The sequence below is a fragment of the Nitritalea halalkaliphila LW7 genome (assembly GCF_000265075.1).
Lineage (GTDB): Bacteria > Bacteroidota > Bacteroidia > Cytophagales > Cyclobacteriaceae > Nitritalea > Nitritalea halalkaliphila.
In genome coordinates this window covers 22,318-40,422 of sequence record NZ_AJYA01000067.1, presented here as the reverse complement: position 1 = coordinate 40,422, position 18,105 = coordinate 22,318, and the positions used below count along the sequence as shown (strand labels likewise).

Annotated in this window: 14 protein-coding genes and 2 pseudogenes; 12 read left to right on the top strand and 4 right to left on the bottom strand. The window is 52.4% G+C overall.

Annotated features, from left to right (window positions below):
- The first annotated feature begins 143 nt into the window (after positions 1-143).
- From A3SI_RS15225 to A3SI_RS15210, 5 genes are all read left to right on the top strand, one after another.
- The gene (locus tag A3SI_RS15225; protein ID WP_040671115.1) at positions 144-500 is read left to right on the top strand and encodes a hypothetical protein; all 357 of its coding nucleotides are present in this window, start codon (positions 144-146) and stop codon (positions 498-500) included.
- On the top strand, positions 470-994 hold the full coding sequence (locus A3SI_RS15220) for an acyloxyacyl hydrolase (RefSeq protein WP_083836552.1): 525 nt from the start codon (positions 470-472) through the stop codon (positions 992-994). The genes A3SI_RS15225 and A3SI_RS15220 overlap by 31 nt, the downstream gene beginning before the upstream one ends.
- A gap of 35 nt (positions 995-1,029) precedes the next feature.
- Positions 1,030-1,224, top strand: coding sequence for a hypothetical protein (locus tag A3SI_RS15215; RefSeq protein WP_009057307.1), 195 nt, complete (start codon positions 1,030-1,032; stop codon positions 1,222-1,224).
- 62 nt (positions 1,225-1,286) lie between these two features.
- Positions 1,287-1,940 (top strand): hypothetical protein, encoded by a 654-nt coding sequence (locus tag A3SI_RS22995; RefSeq protein WP_316929232.1) that lies wholly within the window; start codon positions 1,287-1,289, stop codon positions 1,938-1,940.
- Positions 1,826-4,537, top strand: a complete 2,712-nt coding sequence (locus A3SI_RS15210; RefSeq protein WP_316929234.1) for a S41 family peptidase — start codon at positions 1,826-1,828, stop codon at positions 4,535-4,537. Before A3SI_RS22995 ends, A3SI_RS15210 begins: the two co-directional genes overlap by 115 nt.
- A gap of 94 nt (positions 4,538-4,631) precedes the next feature.
- Here the strand turns inward: A3SI_RS15210 and A3SI_RS15205 are convergent, their stop codons facing one another.
- Positions 4,632-5,348: an alpha/beta hydrolase family protein gene (locus tag A3SI_RS15205; protein WP_156810338.1), complete on the bottom strand. Its 717-nt coding sequence runs from the start codon at positions 5,346-5,348 to the stop codon at positions 4,632-4,634.
- Between the two features lie 1,109 nt (positions 5,349-6,457).
- Between A3SI_RS15205 and hutH the strand changes: the two are divergent.
- Positions 6,458-8,030 (top strand): annotated as a pseudogene (hutH, locus tag A3SI_RS23360) (histidine ammonia-lyase).
- Between the two features lie 163 nt (positions 8,031-8,193).
- On the opposite strand, the gene A3SI_RS15195 reads toward hutH, so the two are convergent.
- Positions 8,194-8,448, bottom strand: a complete 255-nt coding sequence (locus A3SI_RS15195; RefSeq protein WP_050977557.1) for a hypothetical protein — start codon at positions 8,446-8,448, stop codon at positions 8,194-8,196.
- 357 nt (positions 8,449-8,805) lie between these two features.
- Between A3SI_RS15195 and A3SI_RS15190 the strand changes: the two genes are divergently transcribed.
- Both A3SI_RS15190 and A3SI_RS15185 read left to right on the top strand, forming a co-directional pair.
- A complete protein-coding gene (locus A3SI_RS15190; RefSeq protein WP_009057304.1) occupies positions 8,806-9,645 on the top strand; it encodes an SDR family NAD(P)-dependent oxidoreductase in 840 nt (279 codons plus the stop codon).
- Positions 9,635-11,023, top strand: coding sequence for an aldehyde dehydrogenase (locus A3SI_RS15185; protein ID WP_009057303.1), 1,389 nt, complete (start codon positions 9,635-9,637; stop codon positions 11,021-11,023). The genes A3SI_RS15190 and A3SI_RS15185 overlap by 11 nt, the downstream gene beginning before the upstream one ends.
- Here the strand turns inward: A3SI_RS15185 and A3SI_RS21250 are convergent.
- Positions 11,020-11,196, bottom strand: a complete 177-nt coding sequence (locus tag A3SI_RS21250) for a hypothetical protein (RefSeq protein WP_238531806.1) — start codon at positions 11,194-11,196, stop codon at positions 11,020-11,022. The genes A3SI_RS15185 and A3SI_RS21250 overlap by 4 nt on opposite strands.
- A gap of 122 nt (positions 11,197-11,318) precedes the next feature.
- The gene (locus A3SI_RS15180) at positions 11,319-12,212 is read right to left on the bottom strand and encodes an MFS transporter (RefSeq protein WP_009057300.1); all 894 of its coding nucleotides are present in this window, start codon (positions 12,210-12,212) and stop codon (positions 11,319-11,321) included.
- Positions 12,213-12,507: 295 nt separating this feature from the next.
- On the opposite strand from A3SI_RS15180, the gene A3SI_RS15175 reads away from it, so the two are divergent.
- The 4 genes and pseudogenes from A3SI_RS15175 (at position 12,508) to A3SI_RS19410 (ending at position 18,101) form a co-directional block, all read left to right on the top strand.
- Positions 12,508-15,237, top strand: a complete 2,730-nt coding sequence (locus A3SI_RS15175) for a TonB-dependent receptor (RefSeq protein WP_009057298.1) — start codon at positions 12,508-12,510, stop codon at positions 15,235-15,237.
- A 4-nt stretch (positions 15,238-15,241) separates the two neighbouring features.
- A complete protein-coding gene (locus A3SI_RS15170) occupies positions 15,242-16,564 on the top strand; it encodes a DUF4876 domain-containing protein (RefSeq protein ID WP_040671110.1) in 1,323 nt (440 codons plus the stop codon).
- Positions 16,565-16,575: 11 nt separating this feature from the next.
- Positions 16,576-17,352 (top strand): annotated as a pseudogene (locus tag A3SI_RS15165) (DUF6850 family outer membrane beta-barrel protein); the annotation flags it as partial.
- Between the two features lie 77 nt (positions 17,353-17,429).
- Positions 17,430-18,101, top strand: a complete 672-nt coding sequence (locus A3SI_RS19410) for a DUF6850 family outer membrane beta-barrel protein (RefSeq protein WP_394330388.1) — start codon at positions 17,430-17,432, stop codon at positions 18,099-18,101.
- The last annotated feature ends 4 nt before the right edge of the window (positions 18,102-18,105 follow it).

Here is an 18,105-nt window from a genome sequence, read left to right as displayed (position 1 = left end):
CCACCACATAAAAATGCGTTAGGATACTTCAAAGGTCATGCATCGCGCCGATTTATCCAAGGTTTTTCCCTATTTTTTTTCAAATCCTCTATTTTGGCTCTCAGGCCTGTAACAATCCCTAAAAATTTTAGTCTATAAAAAGGATGAAACAGCTCCTTGTTCTCTTTCTCGCCCTCAGCCTAAGCAGTCCACTGCACCCATTACAGGCGCAGGTACGTCACCCGAAACGCATCAGTGCAGAAGGCAGCACTGGATTTATTATTGCCCATGCCCGAGATCTGGTGGAGGTGGCGCAGACGCGGCCATTTGGTGGTTCCCTTTCCCTGGACTGGGCGCAGACGAGCCTGAGGCAGTGGGAGCGCTGCCAGTGCCACCATTATCTGGGGCTTCGGCTGCATTACCATAATTTTAACAATCCAGAAGTTTTAGGTGCGGCCCTGAGTTTGACAGCGGATTTCGAGCCCATTCTTTGGCAAAGCCCGATGCCCGCTGGCAGTTGAGCTTGCGTAGTGGCATCGGCCCCGCCTATTTGAATCGCCTATTTGATCCGGAAACGAATCCTGACAATACTTTTTTTTCGGCTCCGGTAAGTTTTTTACTGTACACCAGTCCGACACTCAGCTATCAGCTCGGTGCGCAGTGGGGGCTCTCCGCGGCCTTTAATTACCATCACATATCGAATGGCGGGCAGCGGCAGCCGAATCGGGGCATGAACTATCCGATGTGGGGCCTGGGGCTGCGCTACTTTCCTTCCGGCCATCCGACATGGGAGCGGCATCAGGCAGTCGATGCTCCGCGCACTTGGCTTTGGGCGGTAGAAACTGGCCTGACGAACCGTAGCGTGCCCGATCAAGACCGCCGCGGCCTCACGGCAGGGCTGGCAGTAGGGGCCACACGCCGCATCAATAATCTACAATCCTTGGGTTTCGGCTTGGAGTTTATTCAGGATGAGGCATTTCGGGCGCGCCTGAGGCGCAAAGTGGCAGTATTGTAGCCCCTTTTCTGTCTCATACCCTTTGGGTCGGGCGGGTGCAGTTCGAGCAGCGCATGGCTTGGTATGCCCTCAAGCCAGCGGGCTACCAGGAGGCCGCCTTCTATCAGCGCTATCTCCTGTTTTATGAGCTGTTCCCCGGATTTGCCGTTGGCGCCTCCTTAAAAGCCCATGCGCAGGTGGCCCAAAACCTGGACCTTCGTCTCCGCTACCAGCGTTCCTTCCGCAGGTAATCAAATAATCCCTGTTATCCTGTGATTTTTTATGTATTTTCGGCCGCAACAATTTCAATTTTATGCAGCGGATTATACGATTAGTCAAGCGGTGTAGCCTGGTGGCTACCCTTTTTTTGGCCGGAGGCCTGAGTCTGGCGGCGAGTCCCCAGTGGCTCCGCTATCCGGCGATTTCTCCTGATGGCCAAAAAATCGCCTTCACCTATAAAGGAGATATTTTTATCGTCCCCAGCGCCGGAGGTTCCGCAGAGCAGTGGACCAGCCATGAGGGACATGATTTTATGCCCGTCTGGTCGCCAGATGGCAAGCAGCTCGCCTATGCATCGGATCGCTATGGGAATTTTGACGTCTTCGTCCTCAGCCTCGAAGGCGGAGAGGAGCGTAGGCTGACGTTTCACTCGAACGATGAATTTCCGTACACCTTTACTCCGGATGGCAAGCAGGTGCTTTTCAGTACGACGCGCTTGGATGATGCTGCACACCGGCAGTACCCCACAGGTTCACAGCCCGAGCTCTATCAGGTAGCTGCTGTGGGGGGGCGCGTGGATCAGGTGTGGACGCTCCCGGCGGAGGCGGTGGCCTTCAGCCGGATGGGCAGCGCATGCTGTATCAAGATAAAAAGGGCGGTGAAAATGAGTGGCGCAAGAAGCACACCTCGGCCATCACGCGCGACATTTGGATGTACGACAAGAACAGTGGCAAGCATCAGCAGCTGACCAGCTATGCAGGGGAGGACCGCAACCCGGTTTTCGATCCGAAAAATCCTGATTATTATTATTTCCTCAGCGAGCGTTCGGGCAGTTTTAATGTCTTTAAGGCGCCGATCGACCAGGAGCAAGAGGCGCGGGCGCTGACCCGTTTTACGGATTTTCCTGTGCGCTTTTTAAGTAGCTCGGCGGATGGGTTACTCAGCTTCAGCTACGATGGGGAGCTCTACACACTCCGCGAGGGCGAGGAGCCTAAGCGTGTGGAGGTCAGCATCCGGCATCAGGCGACGAAAAATGCCGATAGTTTCATTAACGTGTCGGGAGGGGTGAGTGAAATGGCCGTTTCGCCTGACGGCAAAGAGATCGCTTTTATCGCGCGCGGGGAGGTTTTCGTCACTGCTGTGGACGGTAGTATGACCAAGCGGCTGACGCAGACCCCTGAGCAGGAGCGCTTTGTGACCTTTAGTGAGGATGGCAAGGCAGTGCTTTATGCCAGCGAGCGGGAAGGCAAGTGGCGCATTTACAAGACCGAAAAGGTGCGTGCCTCCGAGGAGCCCTTTTTCTATGCCAGCACCTTATTAAAGGAGTCGGTAGTGGTAGAGGAGGAGCAAGACGTCTACCAGCCGCTTCCTTCTCCAGATGGCAAGTGGCTCGCCTATGTCAGTGGTCGTCGTAGCCTACGGGTGCGGCCGATGGCTGGAGGAGAGGCTAAAGAGCTTTTGGGTCCGGAATTTCTACTGCACATGCGCGATGGAGATCAGTACTTTACTTGGAGCCCGGACAGCAAGTGGCTGCTGGCAGAGTATAATACGACGCTAGCGAATGGAGAGATCGTTTTAGTGGACATCAGCGGTGCGCGCCAGCCGATAAACATCACAGAGAGTGGCTATAGCGATGGCCGTCCCAAGTGGGTAAATGGGGGTGAGCAGATGCTTTGGTTTACGAACCGCGATGGATTGAAGGGCTTCGCGACGAGTGGTGGCAGCCAGCGCGATGTGTACACGCTTTTCTTTACGCAGGAGGCTTTCGAAAAATTTAACCGTACGAAAGAGGAGGAGGACTTGTTAAAGGCTATTGAAGAGGCCCAGAAAAAGGACAAGAAAGACGAGAAAAAAGACGAAAAGAAGGAGGAAGATAAGAAAGGGGTGAAGGAGTTGAAGATAGATTTCGATGATTTGCGCGAGCGCAAAGCCCGTCTGACGATCCACTCTTCCAGCTTGGGTGATGCAGTATTAAATAAAGAGGGCACGATGCTCTTTTACCTGGCCCGATTTGAAAAGGGGCTGAACCTTTGGTCCACGGACCTGAAGACGAAGGAAACGAAAATGGTGCAGAAGTTGGATGCCGGGTCAGGGTCTTTGGTCTGGGATAAGGACATGAAAAACTTGTACCTGCTCAGTGGAGGCAGTATTTCGAAGCTGTCGGCGGATGCCTCTAAGAAGGAGTCGATTCGTATCGCTGGCGAGATGTCTGTGGATGCGGATGCGGAGCGGGCCTACCTGTTCGAGCATGTGGTGAATCGTACGAAAGGAGCCTTTTATACGCCGGACATGCATGGCGTGGACTGGGATGCGCTGGCGCAAAGTTATGAGAAGTACCTCCCGCATATTGGCAACAGCTATGAGTTTGCAGAGATGCTTTCGGAAATGATCGGTGAGTTAAACGTTTCCCATGCGGGTGCGCGCTATAGCCGTTCGATTCCGAATGCGGATGCTACGGCGGCCTTAGGGATTTTAATCGACTATGCACATACTGGGGATGGAGTGAAGATTACCGAGGTGCTTCCGCGTGGTCCACTGGATCGTGCAGGTTTGAATATTCAGGCTGGCCATGTGATAGAGCGTATCGACGGGGAGCTGTTGGCAGCGGATGCGGACTGGGCCAAGTTTTTAAACCGTAAGGCGGGTAAGTTTGTGCTGATCGATGTGCTCGATCCAGCGAGTGGCAAGCGGAGCCAGCACACGGTGAAACCGATTAGCTTAGGTCAGGAGAATGCGCTTTTATACCGCCGCTGGGTGAAGAAGAACCAAGAAGAAGTGGAGCGTTTGAGTGAGGGGAAGTTGGGCTATGTGCACATTCCGGGCATGTCGGACGGTCCTTATCGAACGATTTACGAGGAGATGATGGGCAAGTACCATGATAAAGAGGGTGTCATCGTGGACACACGCTTTAATGGTGGCGGAGACTTGGTAGCAGATTTAGCGATGTTTTTCACGGGGGAAAAGTTCATTACTTATGCGACGGAGGATCGTGTGGTGGGCTATGAGCCGACGTTTCGCTGGACGAAGCCTACGTTAGCACTCTTTAACGAGGCGAACTATTCAGATGGCCATTGTTTCGCTTGTGGGTATACGGATCTGAAGATCGGTAAGACTGTGGGCATGCCGACGCCTGGGACCTGTTCCTTTGCAGGTTGGGAAGGTCTTTCGGATGGTACGCGCTGGGGCATCGTTCCGATTTCAGCTAAGAACAAGGCAGGGGAGTGGATGGAGAATAACGAGACGGCTCCGATGTTCCAGGTGAAGAATATGCCTGGTCAGATCGATCGTGGTGTAGATCAGCAGCTGGAAAAGGCTGTGGAGGAGCTTTTGAAGGACGTGCAGTAGGAGGTTTGTATGGGTACTGCGCTGCGGTGCCTAATTTCCCGCCCCGGCTATGTTATGCTGGGGCGGGATTTTTTTCTAGTACGGGGGAACTTATTCATCTAGCAAAAAATGCATTAAAGGCCTGCCGTGCTTGGGCGCTTTCAAATAGGGCAATATGGCCTAGCCCGGGTAAGTTTAAGAAGGTGACCTCGGCACAGTCCGTACATGCTTGTACGCGCTCCTGAAAAATCGGCCAAGAGCGCATCTGTATGGGGCTATCATTTAATCCTTGAATAAATAAGATTTTGCTTTTAAAGCCCGAGCTAAAGGACAGAAGCGAGCGGGCGAGGTATTCATCCTCGTTTTGGGTGGTGGGTCCAAAGGTCGCGCGCAAAAGGCTGCATTCCATTTCAGCGGGCACCTGTCCATTTTCTTCGAGTGCACAGCGAAAAGCCAGATCCAATGGCCCGGGGGCATTGGCGATTACCCCGTCCGTTTCATGTAGCGTGTTTAGGCGGGTTACCAGATACCCTCCTTGGGAATGCCCAGCCAAAACTATTTTTCCAATTTGCACCCCTAATTCAGCGGCAGCCGAGGTTTTCGTCCAGAGTAAGGCAGCCTCTGCTTCTCGAATGTTATCACCGAACAACAAGTTTTCTTCGGGATAGGCCACGCTGATGAGCAAGAGGTCTTTTCTGTCTAATAGGCCCTTAAACCGCGTCAGCGCATTACGGGCCCCTTGCAGTAAGCGTGTATCGTCTCGGAGTGTGCCACGGAAGATAAGGAGAACATCTAAAACCTCCCCCGGTGGCTGCTCGATTAGTACATCCACCTGCACTCCTTCGTGGCTGATGGTTTTACGAAGGGTTCTGGTTCTGGGGCTGTGAGAAGAGGTGAATCAGGCTGCGTGTCCGTTGGGGCGCAGGCGCCAAAGAGCATGCAAAATAAGCCTATGGCTAGGGGATAGAGAAGGGGCATAGCAGGTTTCATTTCTGGTGTAATTTACAAAATAGAAAGGAAAAGAAACCAAAAGAAAGTCAAAACGAAAGCAAAAGAAAGCAAAAGAAAGTCGAAACGAAACAAAACGAAAGGAAACGAAAGTAAACGAACATTTTAGAGGGAATTCCCGAGCGGGGGTAAAGTAACGTAGAACAAATAGTCCAGACCGAGCGGAATCATCAAGTTTCGAAAATGCATTTCCGCGTTTATCGTATTGCGTGGGGGAATGTGGTAAAGGGTTCTGTAACGGGTTTTGCCCCATGCCTTTGCGGATTTTATGTTTTTCTATCCTGGGGCTGCCGCCACCAGGTTGCCATAAAATCGCCGCTAAGCGGCTCTAGATGTATGCTTTCGGGCGTTTATTGATAGGTATATGAAATCATGATTTTCGCTGAGTTAAAGCCGTTACAAAATCGGCACTCGTTGCATTTGCATAAATCGTGAGCTCCATAGGAGCGGATTATGTGGTGGCTGCGAGGCTTTAGCTCGCGGAGGACAAGGGGTTTTTTTATTGATCCCCGCGTTGGGGTAGCATAATATAGAACGACTAGTCCAAACCGAGCGGAATCATCAAGTTTCGAAAATGCATTTCCGCGTTTATCGTATTGCGTGGGGGAATGTGGTAAAGGGTTCTGTAACGGGTTTTGCCCCACGCCTTTGCGGATTTTATGTTTTTCTATCCTGGGGCTGCCGCCACCAGGTTGCCATAAAATCGCCGCTAAGCGGCTCTAGATGTATGGTTTCGGGCGTATTCCGACCGGATGGTTTCTTCGCTATGCGCTAGGTGCTTACGATGTCAATAATCTGATGTTGAGGTTTATAGACTGCCATGAAATCCACTGCTAAGCGGATGGAAAGAGGTTTTCAGGAGCTAAATGAGAGAAAACCTCCCTTTGCATCATTCGCTTTCGTACTTTTGGGCTGCATATAAACCCAAAATCTATGGCCAACACACAGACTTTTTATTACGGCGAGATGCACCTGTGCGCCGCTAGCGCTTTGCGGCTCAGCCGCAAAACCATCAAAGGAGAAATCTCCGCAAGCAGCAGGGCGAAAATCCGCTCCAGCGCGCAGGAGGTGGCTAAAATCGTGGAACGTGCCCCGCCCGTCTATGGTATCAATACCGGATTCGGGCCGCTCTGCACCCAACAGATTTCCGCTGACCAGGCCCGCAAGCTTCAGGAAAATCTCTTGAAAAGCCATGCCGTGGGAATGGGGGAGGCCATCTCCGAAGAAACGGCGCGCCTGATGCTGATTCTAAAGCTCCAAGCGCTGGCTAAAGGATATTCTGGCATTCAAGAAAGCACGCTGGACCGGATGCTTTGGCACCTGGAGGAGGATCTAATTCCGGTGGTTCCCCAACAGGGCTCAGTGGGAGCGTCTGGAGATTTAGCACCCCTTGCGCACCTCTTTTTGCCCTAATCGGGGAGGGGAAACTTCTAGTGGAAGGCCAGGTTCGCGCTTCGGCGGAGGTGCTGCGGGAAAGGGGGGTAGCGCCGCTCATCTTAGGTCCTAAAGAGGGGTTGGCTCTGATTAATGGTACCCAGTTTATCGCGGCTTTTGCCGTGCAGGTGCTCGAGCGCTTCCAAAAGTTACTGGATCATGCGGACCTCATCGGGGCCATGATGCTGGAGGGACTCATGGGTGCTGTGACGCCTTTCCGGTCGGAGTTGCATGCCCTGCGGCCTTTTAAGGGTACCCAGCATGTGGCACATCAGATTTACCAGTTTTTAGCCGATTCTGAAATAGTGGCTTCGCATCGGGATTGTGCGCGGGTCCAAGACCCGTATTCGCTACGCTGCATGCCGCAGGTTCATGGGGCCTCCCGAAATGCGTGGCTGCACTTAAAGGAGCTTTTGGAGGTGGAGCTGAATGCGGTGACGGATAATCCATTGTACTATCTGCTGAGGAAGCACTTAGTGGGGGGAATTTTCATGGGCAGCCGCTGGCGATGGCCTTAGATTATGCCTGTCTGGCGGCGGCAGAGTTGGGCAGCATTTCAGACCGCAGGATTTATTTGGCCCTTAGTGGAGACACCCCCGGCGTGCCGAAACTGCTTTTAAAGGAGACAGGCCTGAACTCAGGTTTTATGATCGTGCAGTACACGAGCGCAGCACTCGTGAGCGAAAATAAGGGGCTTTGTTTTCCTGCTTCTGCTGACAGTATTCCCACCTCCTTAGGCCAAGAGGACCATGTGAGTATGGGTAGTATAAGTGCCAGAAAAGCCCTGCAGGTGATCGAAAACGTCGAAAAAGTCTTGGCGATTGAGCTGTTTTGTGCCGCACAGGCCCTAGATTTTCATCAGCCGCTGCGGGCAGGCATGCCGATAGGATTGGCGCATCAGGCCTTTCGTGAGCAGGTGCCTGGTATTCAGTCGGATCAGATGCTGCATGGTTTCTTAGAGCAGTCTTTGGAGCTGCTGCGCAAAGGGCAGGTCTGGGCTCCCGTAGCCGCATTTTTGGCGGACCAAGACCCAGCTACGCGCAGCCCCTGGACTGAGGAGTTTAGTATGTAGTAGGTTTTGTAGGGTTTCGGCCATTAAAAGGTAGGGTACGGGGCGAAGTAGATAACTATCCCGTCACCTTAGCCCTCGATATGGATAAAATCGAAAAGCTCCATAAAATCCTGTCACTGTGTCAAGAAAAAGGAATGGAAGTCCTGCTCGTCACCTCGCCATTTTATGCCACCCAGCCTGTAGTGTAAAAGGTGTAGGTCATGACCTGCGCATGAGTGCCCGCCAGCTCCGCATTAAAGGCATTTTGCATGGGGATTCGGCTAAAATGCAGGAAAACTTCGTCTCTTTTACGCTCTGTGCTTTGGGCGTAGCCCAAAGTAAACGCCGCCGCCGCTCCTGAATAAACGAGCGGAGAATAGGCGAAATCCCTTTCCCAAGCCCGCTGAACTCCTGCGTTCCAGAATAGCGTACGCTCCATATTTTGCGCAGTAGCGCTTCCTAAAATCCAAAAAAGGCAAATCAGAAAGAGACCTGTTCTGCTCGTAAAAAGTGTGTGAAATGACATCTAACGTTCGTGGTTCATGTATTGTCTATTATCAGCATAAAAGTAGGTAGGAATTATTCTTTTTGGGTAACCAATAGTGTAAAAAATTAGCGATGGGCTTCTACCGATAGCGGGTAAGCTTAGCCTACACATGAGGGCTGGTAGCCAGCATGCGGAAAACATGGATGCTCCAGGGGGGAAGGAAATGGCCGGGATTTGCCCTAAGGAAAATGTTTTTTCGCAGAATTTATGGTATCTTAGACCAAAATAGCACCCTAAACCCGCGAATCCATGACACAAGCATTCTATTCTGGAAAATCTGTACTGATCACCGGTGCAGCCTCAGGTATCGGGGCACTCATGGCGGAAAAGCTGGCCCTGCTTGGCGCCCAGCTTTTCTTGCTCGATCGGGATGAGGAAGGACTTCGGGCGCTTTGCCACAGGCTAAAAAGTCCTCACCCTGTCCATACTGCCGTCGTGGATCTCAGTGATGCTGAGGCGATTCGGGTCTATGCGGAGTCGTTACGAGCGGAGGGGCATGCGCCCACGGTCCTGCTGCATAATGCGGGAATCGTGGCGAAAGGCCAGTTTCACGAGCAGGAGGCCTCAGGGATGGAGAAGGTGCTGCAAGTAAATGCTTTGGCACCGATCTTGCTCACGCGCCACCTGCTTCCCGCCATGCAAGCACGGCAGGAGGGAGCGATCGCCATCATCGCCAGTGCGGCCGGATTAGTGGCTAACCCTGGCATGGCCGTTTATGCTTCCAGTAAGTGGGCCGCCGTGGGCTGGGCGGATAGCTTGCACCTCGAACTCAAGCGGGCAGGCAGTCCCATCTCCGTCACCACGGTTATGCCTTATTACATCAGCACGGGCATGTTTGAAGGCGTGCGGTCTCCGATCTTGCCCATCCTGAAACCGGAACGTGTGGCAGAGCGTATCCTAAAAGCAGTGGCGCGGCGCCGTCGCTACCTCAGCATGCCACTCCCCATGCGGCTAATTCGGCTTTGCCAGGGGATTCTGCCACTCGCCCTTTATGACTGGCTGATGGGCAGCGTGCTCGGAATTTATAGTTCTATGGACCATTTTGTCGGTAGAAGTGAATCACAGAAATCGAAACAACATGCAAACTGAAGTACTGCAAACCCCCTTCGAGGCGATCGATGGACTCATCGCGAAACAACGTGCCTTTTTCCAGTCGGGAGCTACGCGCTCGGCGGATTTTAGGATAGAGGCCCTTAGCCGGCTGAAAGATGCCATCACTGGGCATGAGGCAGAAATCGTGGAGGCACTGAAGGCGGACCTGGGCAAGTCCCACGAGGAGGCTTACCTCACCGAAATCGCGATCGTACTACAGGAAATCGACTATCATCTCAAGCATTTGCGCACGTGGATGGCGCCAGAAAAGGTGTCCACCCCGCTGTACATGAAGCCTTCCAGCTCGAAGGTGCGCAAGGAGCCGCTGGGCTGTACGCTCATCATCGCCCCTTGGAACTACCCCTTCCAGTTGACGCTGAACCCACTCGTGGGGGCTATTTCTGCGGGCAACTGTGCGCTGCTGAAGCCCTCTGAATTTACGCCAAACACGGCTGCCTTACTGCAGCGTCTGGTGAAGGAGTATTTTATTTCCGCGCACGTGGCCGTGGTCTGTGGGGACCAAGAGGTGGGTGCTCATGTCCTGCGCCATAAATTTGATCTGATTTTTTTCACCGGAAGCACGAAGGTGGGCAAAATTGTCATGCGCGCGGCGGCTGAGCACCTGACTCCGGTCATCTTGGAGCTTGGCGGCAAGAGCCCCTGCATCGTGGATCTGGATGCCAACTTGGACATTGCCGCAAAACGGATCGCCTGGGGTAAGAGTCTGAACGCAGGTCAAACTTGCATTGCGCCCGATTATGTACTGGTTCACAGCCAGATCAAGGAAGCTTTTTTAGCGAAATTGGCAGCTGCTTTCAAGAAATTTTATGGAAAGGACCCTCAAAATAGCCCACATTATGGGCGTTTGGTTAGTGAGGCAGCCTTTGACCGTTTAGAGGCGCTGCTCGATGAGGGGCATATCTATTATGGGGGGCAGGTGGACCGAGAGGACCGCTACATCGCACCGACGATCATCGATCAGGTGCCGGTGCAGGGCAAGTTAATGGAGGCAGAGCTATTCGGGCCACTCTTGCCGGTGCTCACTTTTGACGCCTTAGAGGAGGCCACGGAGCTGATCAACTCCCGTGCGCGTCCGCTGGCGCTCTACTATTTCGGTAAGGCCGAGCAGGGAGAGCAGGTTTTGGATCGCTGCATCTCCGGGGGTGCCTGCCTGAACGATACCATCATGCATGTGGGGAACCATCACTTGCCCTTCGGCGGGGTGGGTGCCAGCGGTATGGGGAATTATCATGGCAAAAACTCTTTCGAGGCCTTTTCCCATCAGCGGGCGGTGGTCAGTACGCCGGCGGGCTTTGATTTACCAGCGAAGTATCCGCCTTATCGCTTCTTCGGCCTGATTAAGAAATTGCTTTAGGTGGTTTTGGCCCCTGGCCAAAGGCTGGGAAAATGTCCGCTTAAGAAGATGGCGAGTCCGATGAGGGGGCCGATGCTCAGCCAGGCGAAGGCGTAGGGCATGCCGATGCGTGTGATCAGACCTTCCATCCACTGTATGCTGCCGATGGTGAGTGCGAAGCCGATGCAGTTCACGATGGTTAGCGCCGTGGCTTTCTGCGCTGCGGGGGCGGTGCCGGCGACAAGGGTCGAAAAAAAGTGGGGAGTCGGCGATGACGAAGAAGCCCCAGAGGTGTAAAAAGCCGATAAAGAGCCAGCTATTCGGTTGAAGGAAGAAAAATGGGCTGCTCAGGCAGCAAAGTAAGGAGAGGCTTAGGGCCCAGGCGGCAGGTGCTGCGGGCCCTTTTTTTTATGCTAATGAGGCCAAAGACGATGCAGCCTCCCATGCCGATGGCGATGCAGCTGAAGGCGAGCAGGGAGAGGGGAAGTGGGTCCAGTGCGTGCTGTGCGCTGTAGGCGCTGAGCAGGAAGGGGACAAAAGCCCAGAAGGTGTACAGTTCCCACATGTGGCCGAAATACCCGAAGGCGGCGCTTCGAAATTTTGGCGCGCGAAAGACGTGCAGGAAGGCCCAGGGAGCGATTTTTTGTCCTGCTTTTCGGTGGGGGCCATCTTGTGTACCCAGTCCGAGCGTAAGGCCTCCGAGGAGTGCAAGCACGGAGGTACTAAGGATGACCAGGCGCCAGTCTGTTTGGCCGAGGAAGGCTTGGCTGAAATGAGGGAAGGCCGTTCCCAGCACCAGTGCGCCGACCAGGAAGCCGAGGGCTTTACCCAGTCCTTCGGGATGGTGGTCGGCGGCGATTTTCATGCCCACAGGATAAATTCCGGCGAGTGCAAATCCCGTGAGGAGGCGTAGGGAAAGCATGCCGCCATACTGCATGTTAGGAAGGAGCAGTGCGGCCGTGCTGCCTGCTGCGACTAGGGCGGCTGTTAGGAATACATAGCGTGGGCTAAAGCGATCGGCCACATTAAGGAGGGCAAAGGTGAAGGTGCCTAGGATGAAGCCGAGTTGTACGGCGCCGGTGAGGTAAGGGAGTGCATTTTCAGGTAGGAGGCCTGCGGTGATTAGGGTGGGCAGGACCGCGTTCGCGGCAAACCACACGGAGGTGCAGGCAAACTGAGAAAAAACAAGCAGGGCGATGAATCGATTCACGGAAAATGGGTTTTAGAGCGGCTAATATTCCCTATTTTTTTTCAAATCAAAAGGATTCTTATTTAAATGATGTATTTCAATGGAATCAGGCTAGTGAAGCGGCGGTCAGGATGGTAGATTGCCGTTTTTTCTTGTTTTTATAAAGTTGCGTTTTTATGGAAAAATTACATAAAAAGTAATTTGAGGCTTGTTATTTTTAAAATCTATCAAAAATTAGGATTTCATTTAAAAAATCAATCTTTTTATTAATTAGAATTAATCTAAATACGTATATATTTGTTGCAAATTCTTCCCTATGCGTCTGTTATTTACGTGTTTCTGCTGTCTTTTTCTCGGTTTTACGCCGGATCTTGCTGCTTTTTCATTCGAAGTGCGGGGCAAGGTGGTGGATAAGCACAGTGGTGCCCCACTTCCCTACGTGACACTTTCGGTAGGCTCAGGAGCTTATACACTGGCAGATGAAAGGGGGAGTTTTCGCATTCGTCTGCAGCAGCGCCCGGCAGAATTGCGCCTCGTGGCGCGCCTCGTGGGAAAAAAACCGGTGGAGGAGCGCTACGTGGTAGGGCCTGAGCAAGAGGTGCTCGAGGTGCTCATCCAGATGGAGGACAATGATCTTTTCATGCAGGAAGTCGTGGTGGCTGCTGAGCGAGATGATGAAAATGTGTCCGTTTCAGCATTTAAAATCGATCGCTCCACCATCGAACAGTCCCAGGCCAACAGTTTAAATGAGCTCCTGCAGCTTATTCCTGGTCAGGAAATTCGTAATCCACAGCTTCAGGGTGCACAGGCCATTAACTTTAGGTCTGCACTTGCTGGGCAGCAGTCCTTAAATAATGCCTTTGGTATCGGGATATTTATAAATGATAATCAGCTCGATAACAACAGTAACATGCAAGGGCTCAACCCACGAACAGCGGGGACTTTCCGTTCCATGGGCGCCACGAATTTTGGGGGACGTAATTTTGCTTCAGGAGATGCCCCGGCGGGAGGCTTTGACTTGCGTCAAATTCCTGTGGGTAACATCGAAAAGGTAGAAATTATTCAAGGGGTGGCCTCAGCCGAATACGGAGACATCGGGGCGGGCGCCATTATTATCGAAACTTCTGCCGGACAGTCGCCCCTACGCTTTACCTATCGGCAGGCAGGAGGAGATCGTAATTTTCAGTTGGACAAAGGGTTTCAACTTCAGGAGCGGCATGCCCTTCATGTTTCTTTCGATTATCTCAATTCTAATCCTGACTTGCGTGATAATGTCAAGTCCTTTAATCGACTGACGGGCAATGCGATTTTGACCAGCTTTTTTGGAGCGTCTAAGTCCATCAAAAATAATTTAAGCGTGAGCATGAATACCAATTTGGATGATTTTCGGATCGATCCAGATTTCGGTACTGAGCGGATTGTTTTTTATCAAAACCAAGGTATTTCTTTAAGCAATCGCCTGCAGGTGAATAAGGCGACGCCCATTTTCGATTCTTTTAAGTTCGTGGCTTCCTATAACCGTTCGCGCAGTTTATCGGTACTGGATCAATTCGTCAATCCAGGGGTGCTGCCGGTAACGGTGGCGACTGAGCCGGGCATCCATATAGGTACATTTCATCCCAGTTCCTATCGGGCACGGCGTGAAATCCACGGCTTACCTATTTCCAGCGGTGTTCAGGCCAATTTTTACAAAAATTTTAGCACCGGCAAGATAAGTCATGAGTTGGCCTATGGTGCCAGCTACCGTTTTAACGGTAATTTCGGGGAAGGCCGGCTATTTGACCCACTGCGCCCGATTCGTTTTGCGGGTGCTGCCACAAATGAGCGGCCGCTGAGTTTCCGGGAAATTAATCCGGTGGTACATCAGTGGGGCGCCTATGTGGAAAATCGAATGAAAGGCACTTTTTTCGGGAAGGCCGCCAATTTATCTACTGGCTTGCGAGCGGATCGGCAGTTTGGCCTCACCAGTTTCTCTCCTCGTATTAATGCTTCCTATGCCTTAAGCGATAAAATTCGTTTGACAGGAGCTTTCGGCGAGGCGGTCAAAGCGCCTGGCTTGATTCACCTATTTCCGGGGCCACAGTTTGAAGATTTTACCTTGCTTAACTTCTTTACGGGCAGGGAGGCTGAGAGCTTATTTTTAGCCTTTACCCATGTGATTCCGAATGATCCGTCCGGTTTGCGCAGCATGCGCACCAGTACACGAGAGCTTGGACTCCATCTAAAAGGGGACTGGATAACCGTAGGGCTTACGGGTTTTTACAACAGTACGCGTAATGGATTTAGCATCAACAGTGACCCTGTCCGGCTGGATCTTCCTCGCTTCGAGGTTATCGCACGTCCGGAGGGGCAGCAGCCGATTTTCCAGCAGACGGGGGAGACCCTGCCTGTGGTGGTAACGGAGCGGTCCATTCTGAATACTTCCTCGAATACGAATACGGGACTCGAGGCTACGCTGAGTACCAAGCGAATTCCTGCCATTAATACCAGTTTTAGCCTAAATCTTTCCTATTACCGCTCACGCTTCTTGGATACCCGTGAGCGCGTACAGCAGGTGCGTAACTTTCAGCCAGCGCAGGAGATTTGGTATGGCATTTATGGCAGTCAGGCCTCGGAGGCCGGCCGTTCCCTGGCCTTACTTACTGCGTCGCATCATGTGCCGCGGCTGGGGCTGGTATTCACGCTGCGCAATCAGCTTTTTATCACCAATTATACGCGTTCCTTTGATCGTTCGAATCGGCCGATCGGCTTTTTGGACAACAATTTAGAGCGGTTTACGCTGACTGAGGAGGAGTTTTTAAACGACCCCCGTTTTCAAATCTTAGATCAGACTGCGGTGGAGGGTAATTTCGTTCGTCGGCCAGATTTCGTGTACATGAACTTTCACTTAAACCTGTCTAAGAATCTGGGGAAGCATGTACGCTTCAGCTTCTTTGCTAACAATTTCTTGAATATCCGTCCCGAGGATGTGAATCCACAGGGCGATGTCGTGGGTGTGCTCAATGAAGAGCCCTATTTCGGTCTAGAATTAAATTTTAAATATTAATACCATGCATACATGTAGAAAGCTGGCCTTTTTTATGGTCCTTGTGCTCGCCGCGGTGGCGTGTGAAAATAGAGAAGATGGTCCTCGGGTAGCTCCGGTGGATGTGGCCGTGCAGGTCATTTTTGATGAGCAGTTCGATCGCGCGGGCGCATCGAGCACAGAGGTTACGCTTCGTAATGTCACCTCACAGCAGACATTTACGGGTACTACCGATGAAAGTGGGGCGCTTATTTTAGAAGCTATTCCAAGCGGCACCTATGATATAGCGGCGCGACGGGTGTTTTCGCGCGAGGCCTTTGCCACGTTCAGTGGCCTACAGGTGAATGAGGAGGAGGTGACTTTTAATGCCTCCCGTGCAGCAGTGGCCATCAACTCGCAAAATGCACAGGTGGAGCTCATGCTGCGCTCTGGGCCAGTGGGTGATCTTTTAATCAAGCAGATCTATTTTGCGGGTTCTGACCGTGTGGAGGGGGCCCTTTTCCGCGATCAGTTCGTGGAGCTTTATAACAATTCGAACGACACCATTTTTATGGATGGCTGGTACATCATGGGGGCATTAGGTAGGGCCGCCACGACGGTGCAGTCATTTACGCAGCCGGATGGACAGTGGGACTGGCAGCAGTCGATCGGCATGCCTGCTAATGTGCGTGCGAATGAAGACTTTCTGTATGGCAAGTGGATTTACCAGTTTCCAGGTACGGGGCAGCAGTACCCGGTAGCGCCCGGGAAGTCGATCGTGCTGGCGCAAACGGCCATCAACCATCAATCTCCTTTCGTGGGCAATGACGGCGAGGCGGTTACGGTCATTCGTCCAGAGTTGACAGTGGATCTCAGTGGTGCTGATTTTGAAGTCTTCTTAGGAGAGGAGTTTCCGAATCCTTTGGCCTCGGATATCGATAATCCTGCGGTTCCGAACATGAAAAATATCTTCATATTCGGACGTGATTTTATCTTAGATAATCCAGGCAGAGAGGCTGTGGCGATCTTCAAAAGTGATACTCCTGTGCGTAATTTCCCCCAGTACCCGACACCGAATGTTTCCGAGATTCGAGACAATACGAACTTATACTATCAAATTCCCGTAGCGCTGATCGTCGATGCGGTGGAGTGCCAGCCTAGCCCGACGAATCAGGTACCGACAAAACTGCCGACTATTTTAGATGCCGGCTACACGTTCGTTCCAGCGGGAAGTTTCTCTTCTCAGTCCGTGGTGCGTAAAACAGCCAGAACATTCGGAGACCGCGTCATTCTGCAAGACACCAATAATTCTGAAGACGATTTTACCTTCTTTCCGATCGCTTCCCCGCGTACGTTCGCAGGAAATTAACCTTCCTATTCATGCCCTATCGCGTCCTACTCCTGCTTATTAGCCTTTGTTTTTTATCCCATGTGGAGCCGTCTGCCGTATATGCGCAGACGGCTACTGCCTTTGATTTTCTGGATGAAGAGCAGCGTGTGCGCTGGTTCGAGGCCATCAAGCAGCCCCTGCGTGCCCAAGCCATGGAGCAGGAGCTTGGTTTCTCGGGGGCTTGGGCTGGTGAAAAGCGTGCACCCATGAGCCCTTCACAAGTGCCTGATCGCCAGCATGGCTATGGCTTCTTTTCCTATGGCAATCGACAGGTGGGCAGCTTGCGCATGGAAGGGCAGTTTCGCTACGAAAAGCAGCAGTTCGACTCACTGGGTTGGCAGCAAGTACGGGAGCTCGGTCCCAACCCGTATTATTTCGCAAATATACGGCGTGGCAACTGGAACAACGATCGCTTCTTCGCGGATTTGAATGTCACGAGATCCTTTTGGAAGGACAAAATCCATTTTGGGCTAGGTGCCGACTATGCCTTGGCGCAGCACAATAGAAGTAACGATCCCCGTCCGCGAATTTCCCATTATTACTTGCAGCTAAAGGCCCAGCTCGGCTTGCAGCTGCATGAGCGCTGGCTGCTGGCTTTTCATGGTGGGACTTTTTCCTCTACCGAAATCGGGCAGGTGACGAACTATAATGCTTCTAATGACAGTTTCGGGCGGCTTGATTATAACTTGTACACGATGATGGGCCTGGGCTCTTTTAATCTGCTGCGTCGCCCTAGATACGAGTTGAGCGGTGCCGGCCATCAGTATGGCGGTGCTATTTACCATCAGGGTCGCGCTGGTCTTTCCAAAATGAATTTACCTACCGTGTTTCTGATGAGCGTTTTTTGCGCAGAGGGTCAGCTTCCGGGCAGGTGGATGAGCAAGTTATTGGAGATTTTAACTTGGTCAGCCTGGAAAATCGGCTTGCCTTTGCCTATCAGGATGCAGAGCAGGTCTCTTGGTCTGGGCTTTTAGTGCTTCGGCAGGAGGACGGGCGCGATTTCAATCATTTGTTTGCGGGGTTCAACTACTTGTTTTCAGAGCAGATTGTTGATTTCCAGCTCTTTCATCGGCGTGGCGCTTGGCTGATGGGGCTGCATGCTGCGGCGCGTCAGCAGGAGCGCGAGGATTTTAATGCGAGTCATGCGCAGGATTTTCAGCGGCTGGAGGCGGGCATTTCCATCGCCTATCGCGTGCCACTTTCTGGCGGCTGGACCCTGCTCCCCGATGCTGCCCTCCACCATGTCATACATGCGCGGGGAAATTTGGCAGTTCCCGAGTTTCAGCGTAATATCGTGACGCGAGAGGTAGTGGCCCCGATGCTGGCATGGGATAGTCGTACGTTCACGCGGCTGGCTTTGCGCCTACAGGCGAAAAAAACATACGAAAAATTCGCGCTGGCCCCCTTCGTATCTGTGGGGCGAGAAGGCGCGACCCTCGGAGCAGTCAGTGGCTTTCAGGAGGCGACTTCCCTGCGCACTGATCAGGCACAAATAGGTATTCATTTCATTCATTAAGTTG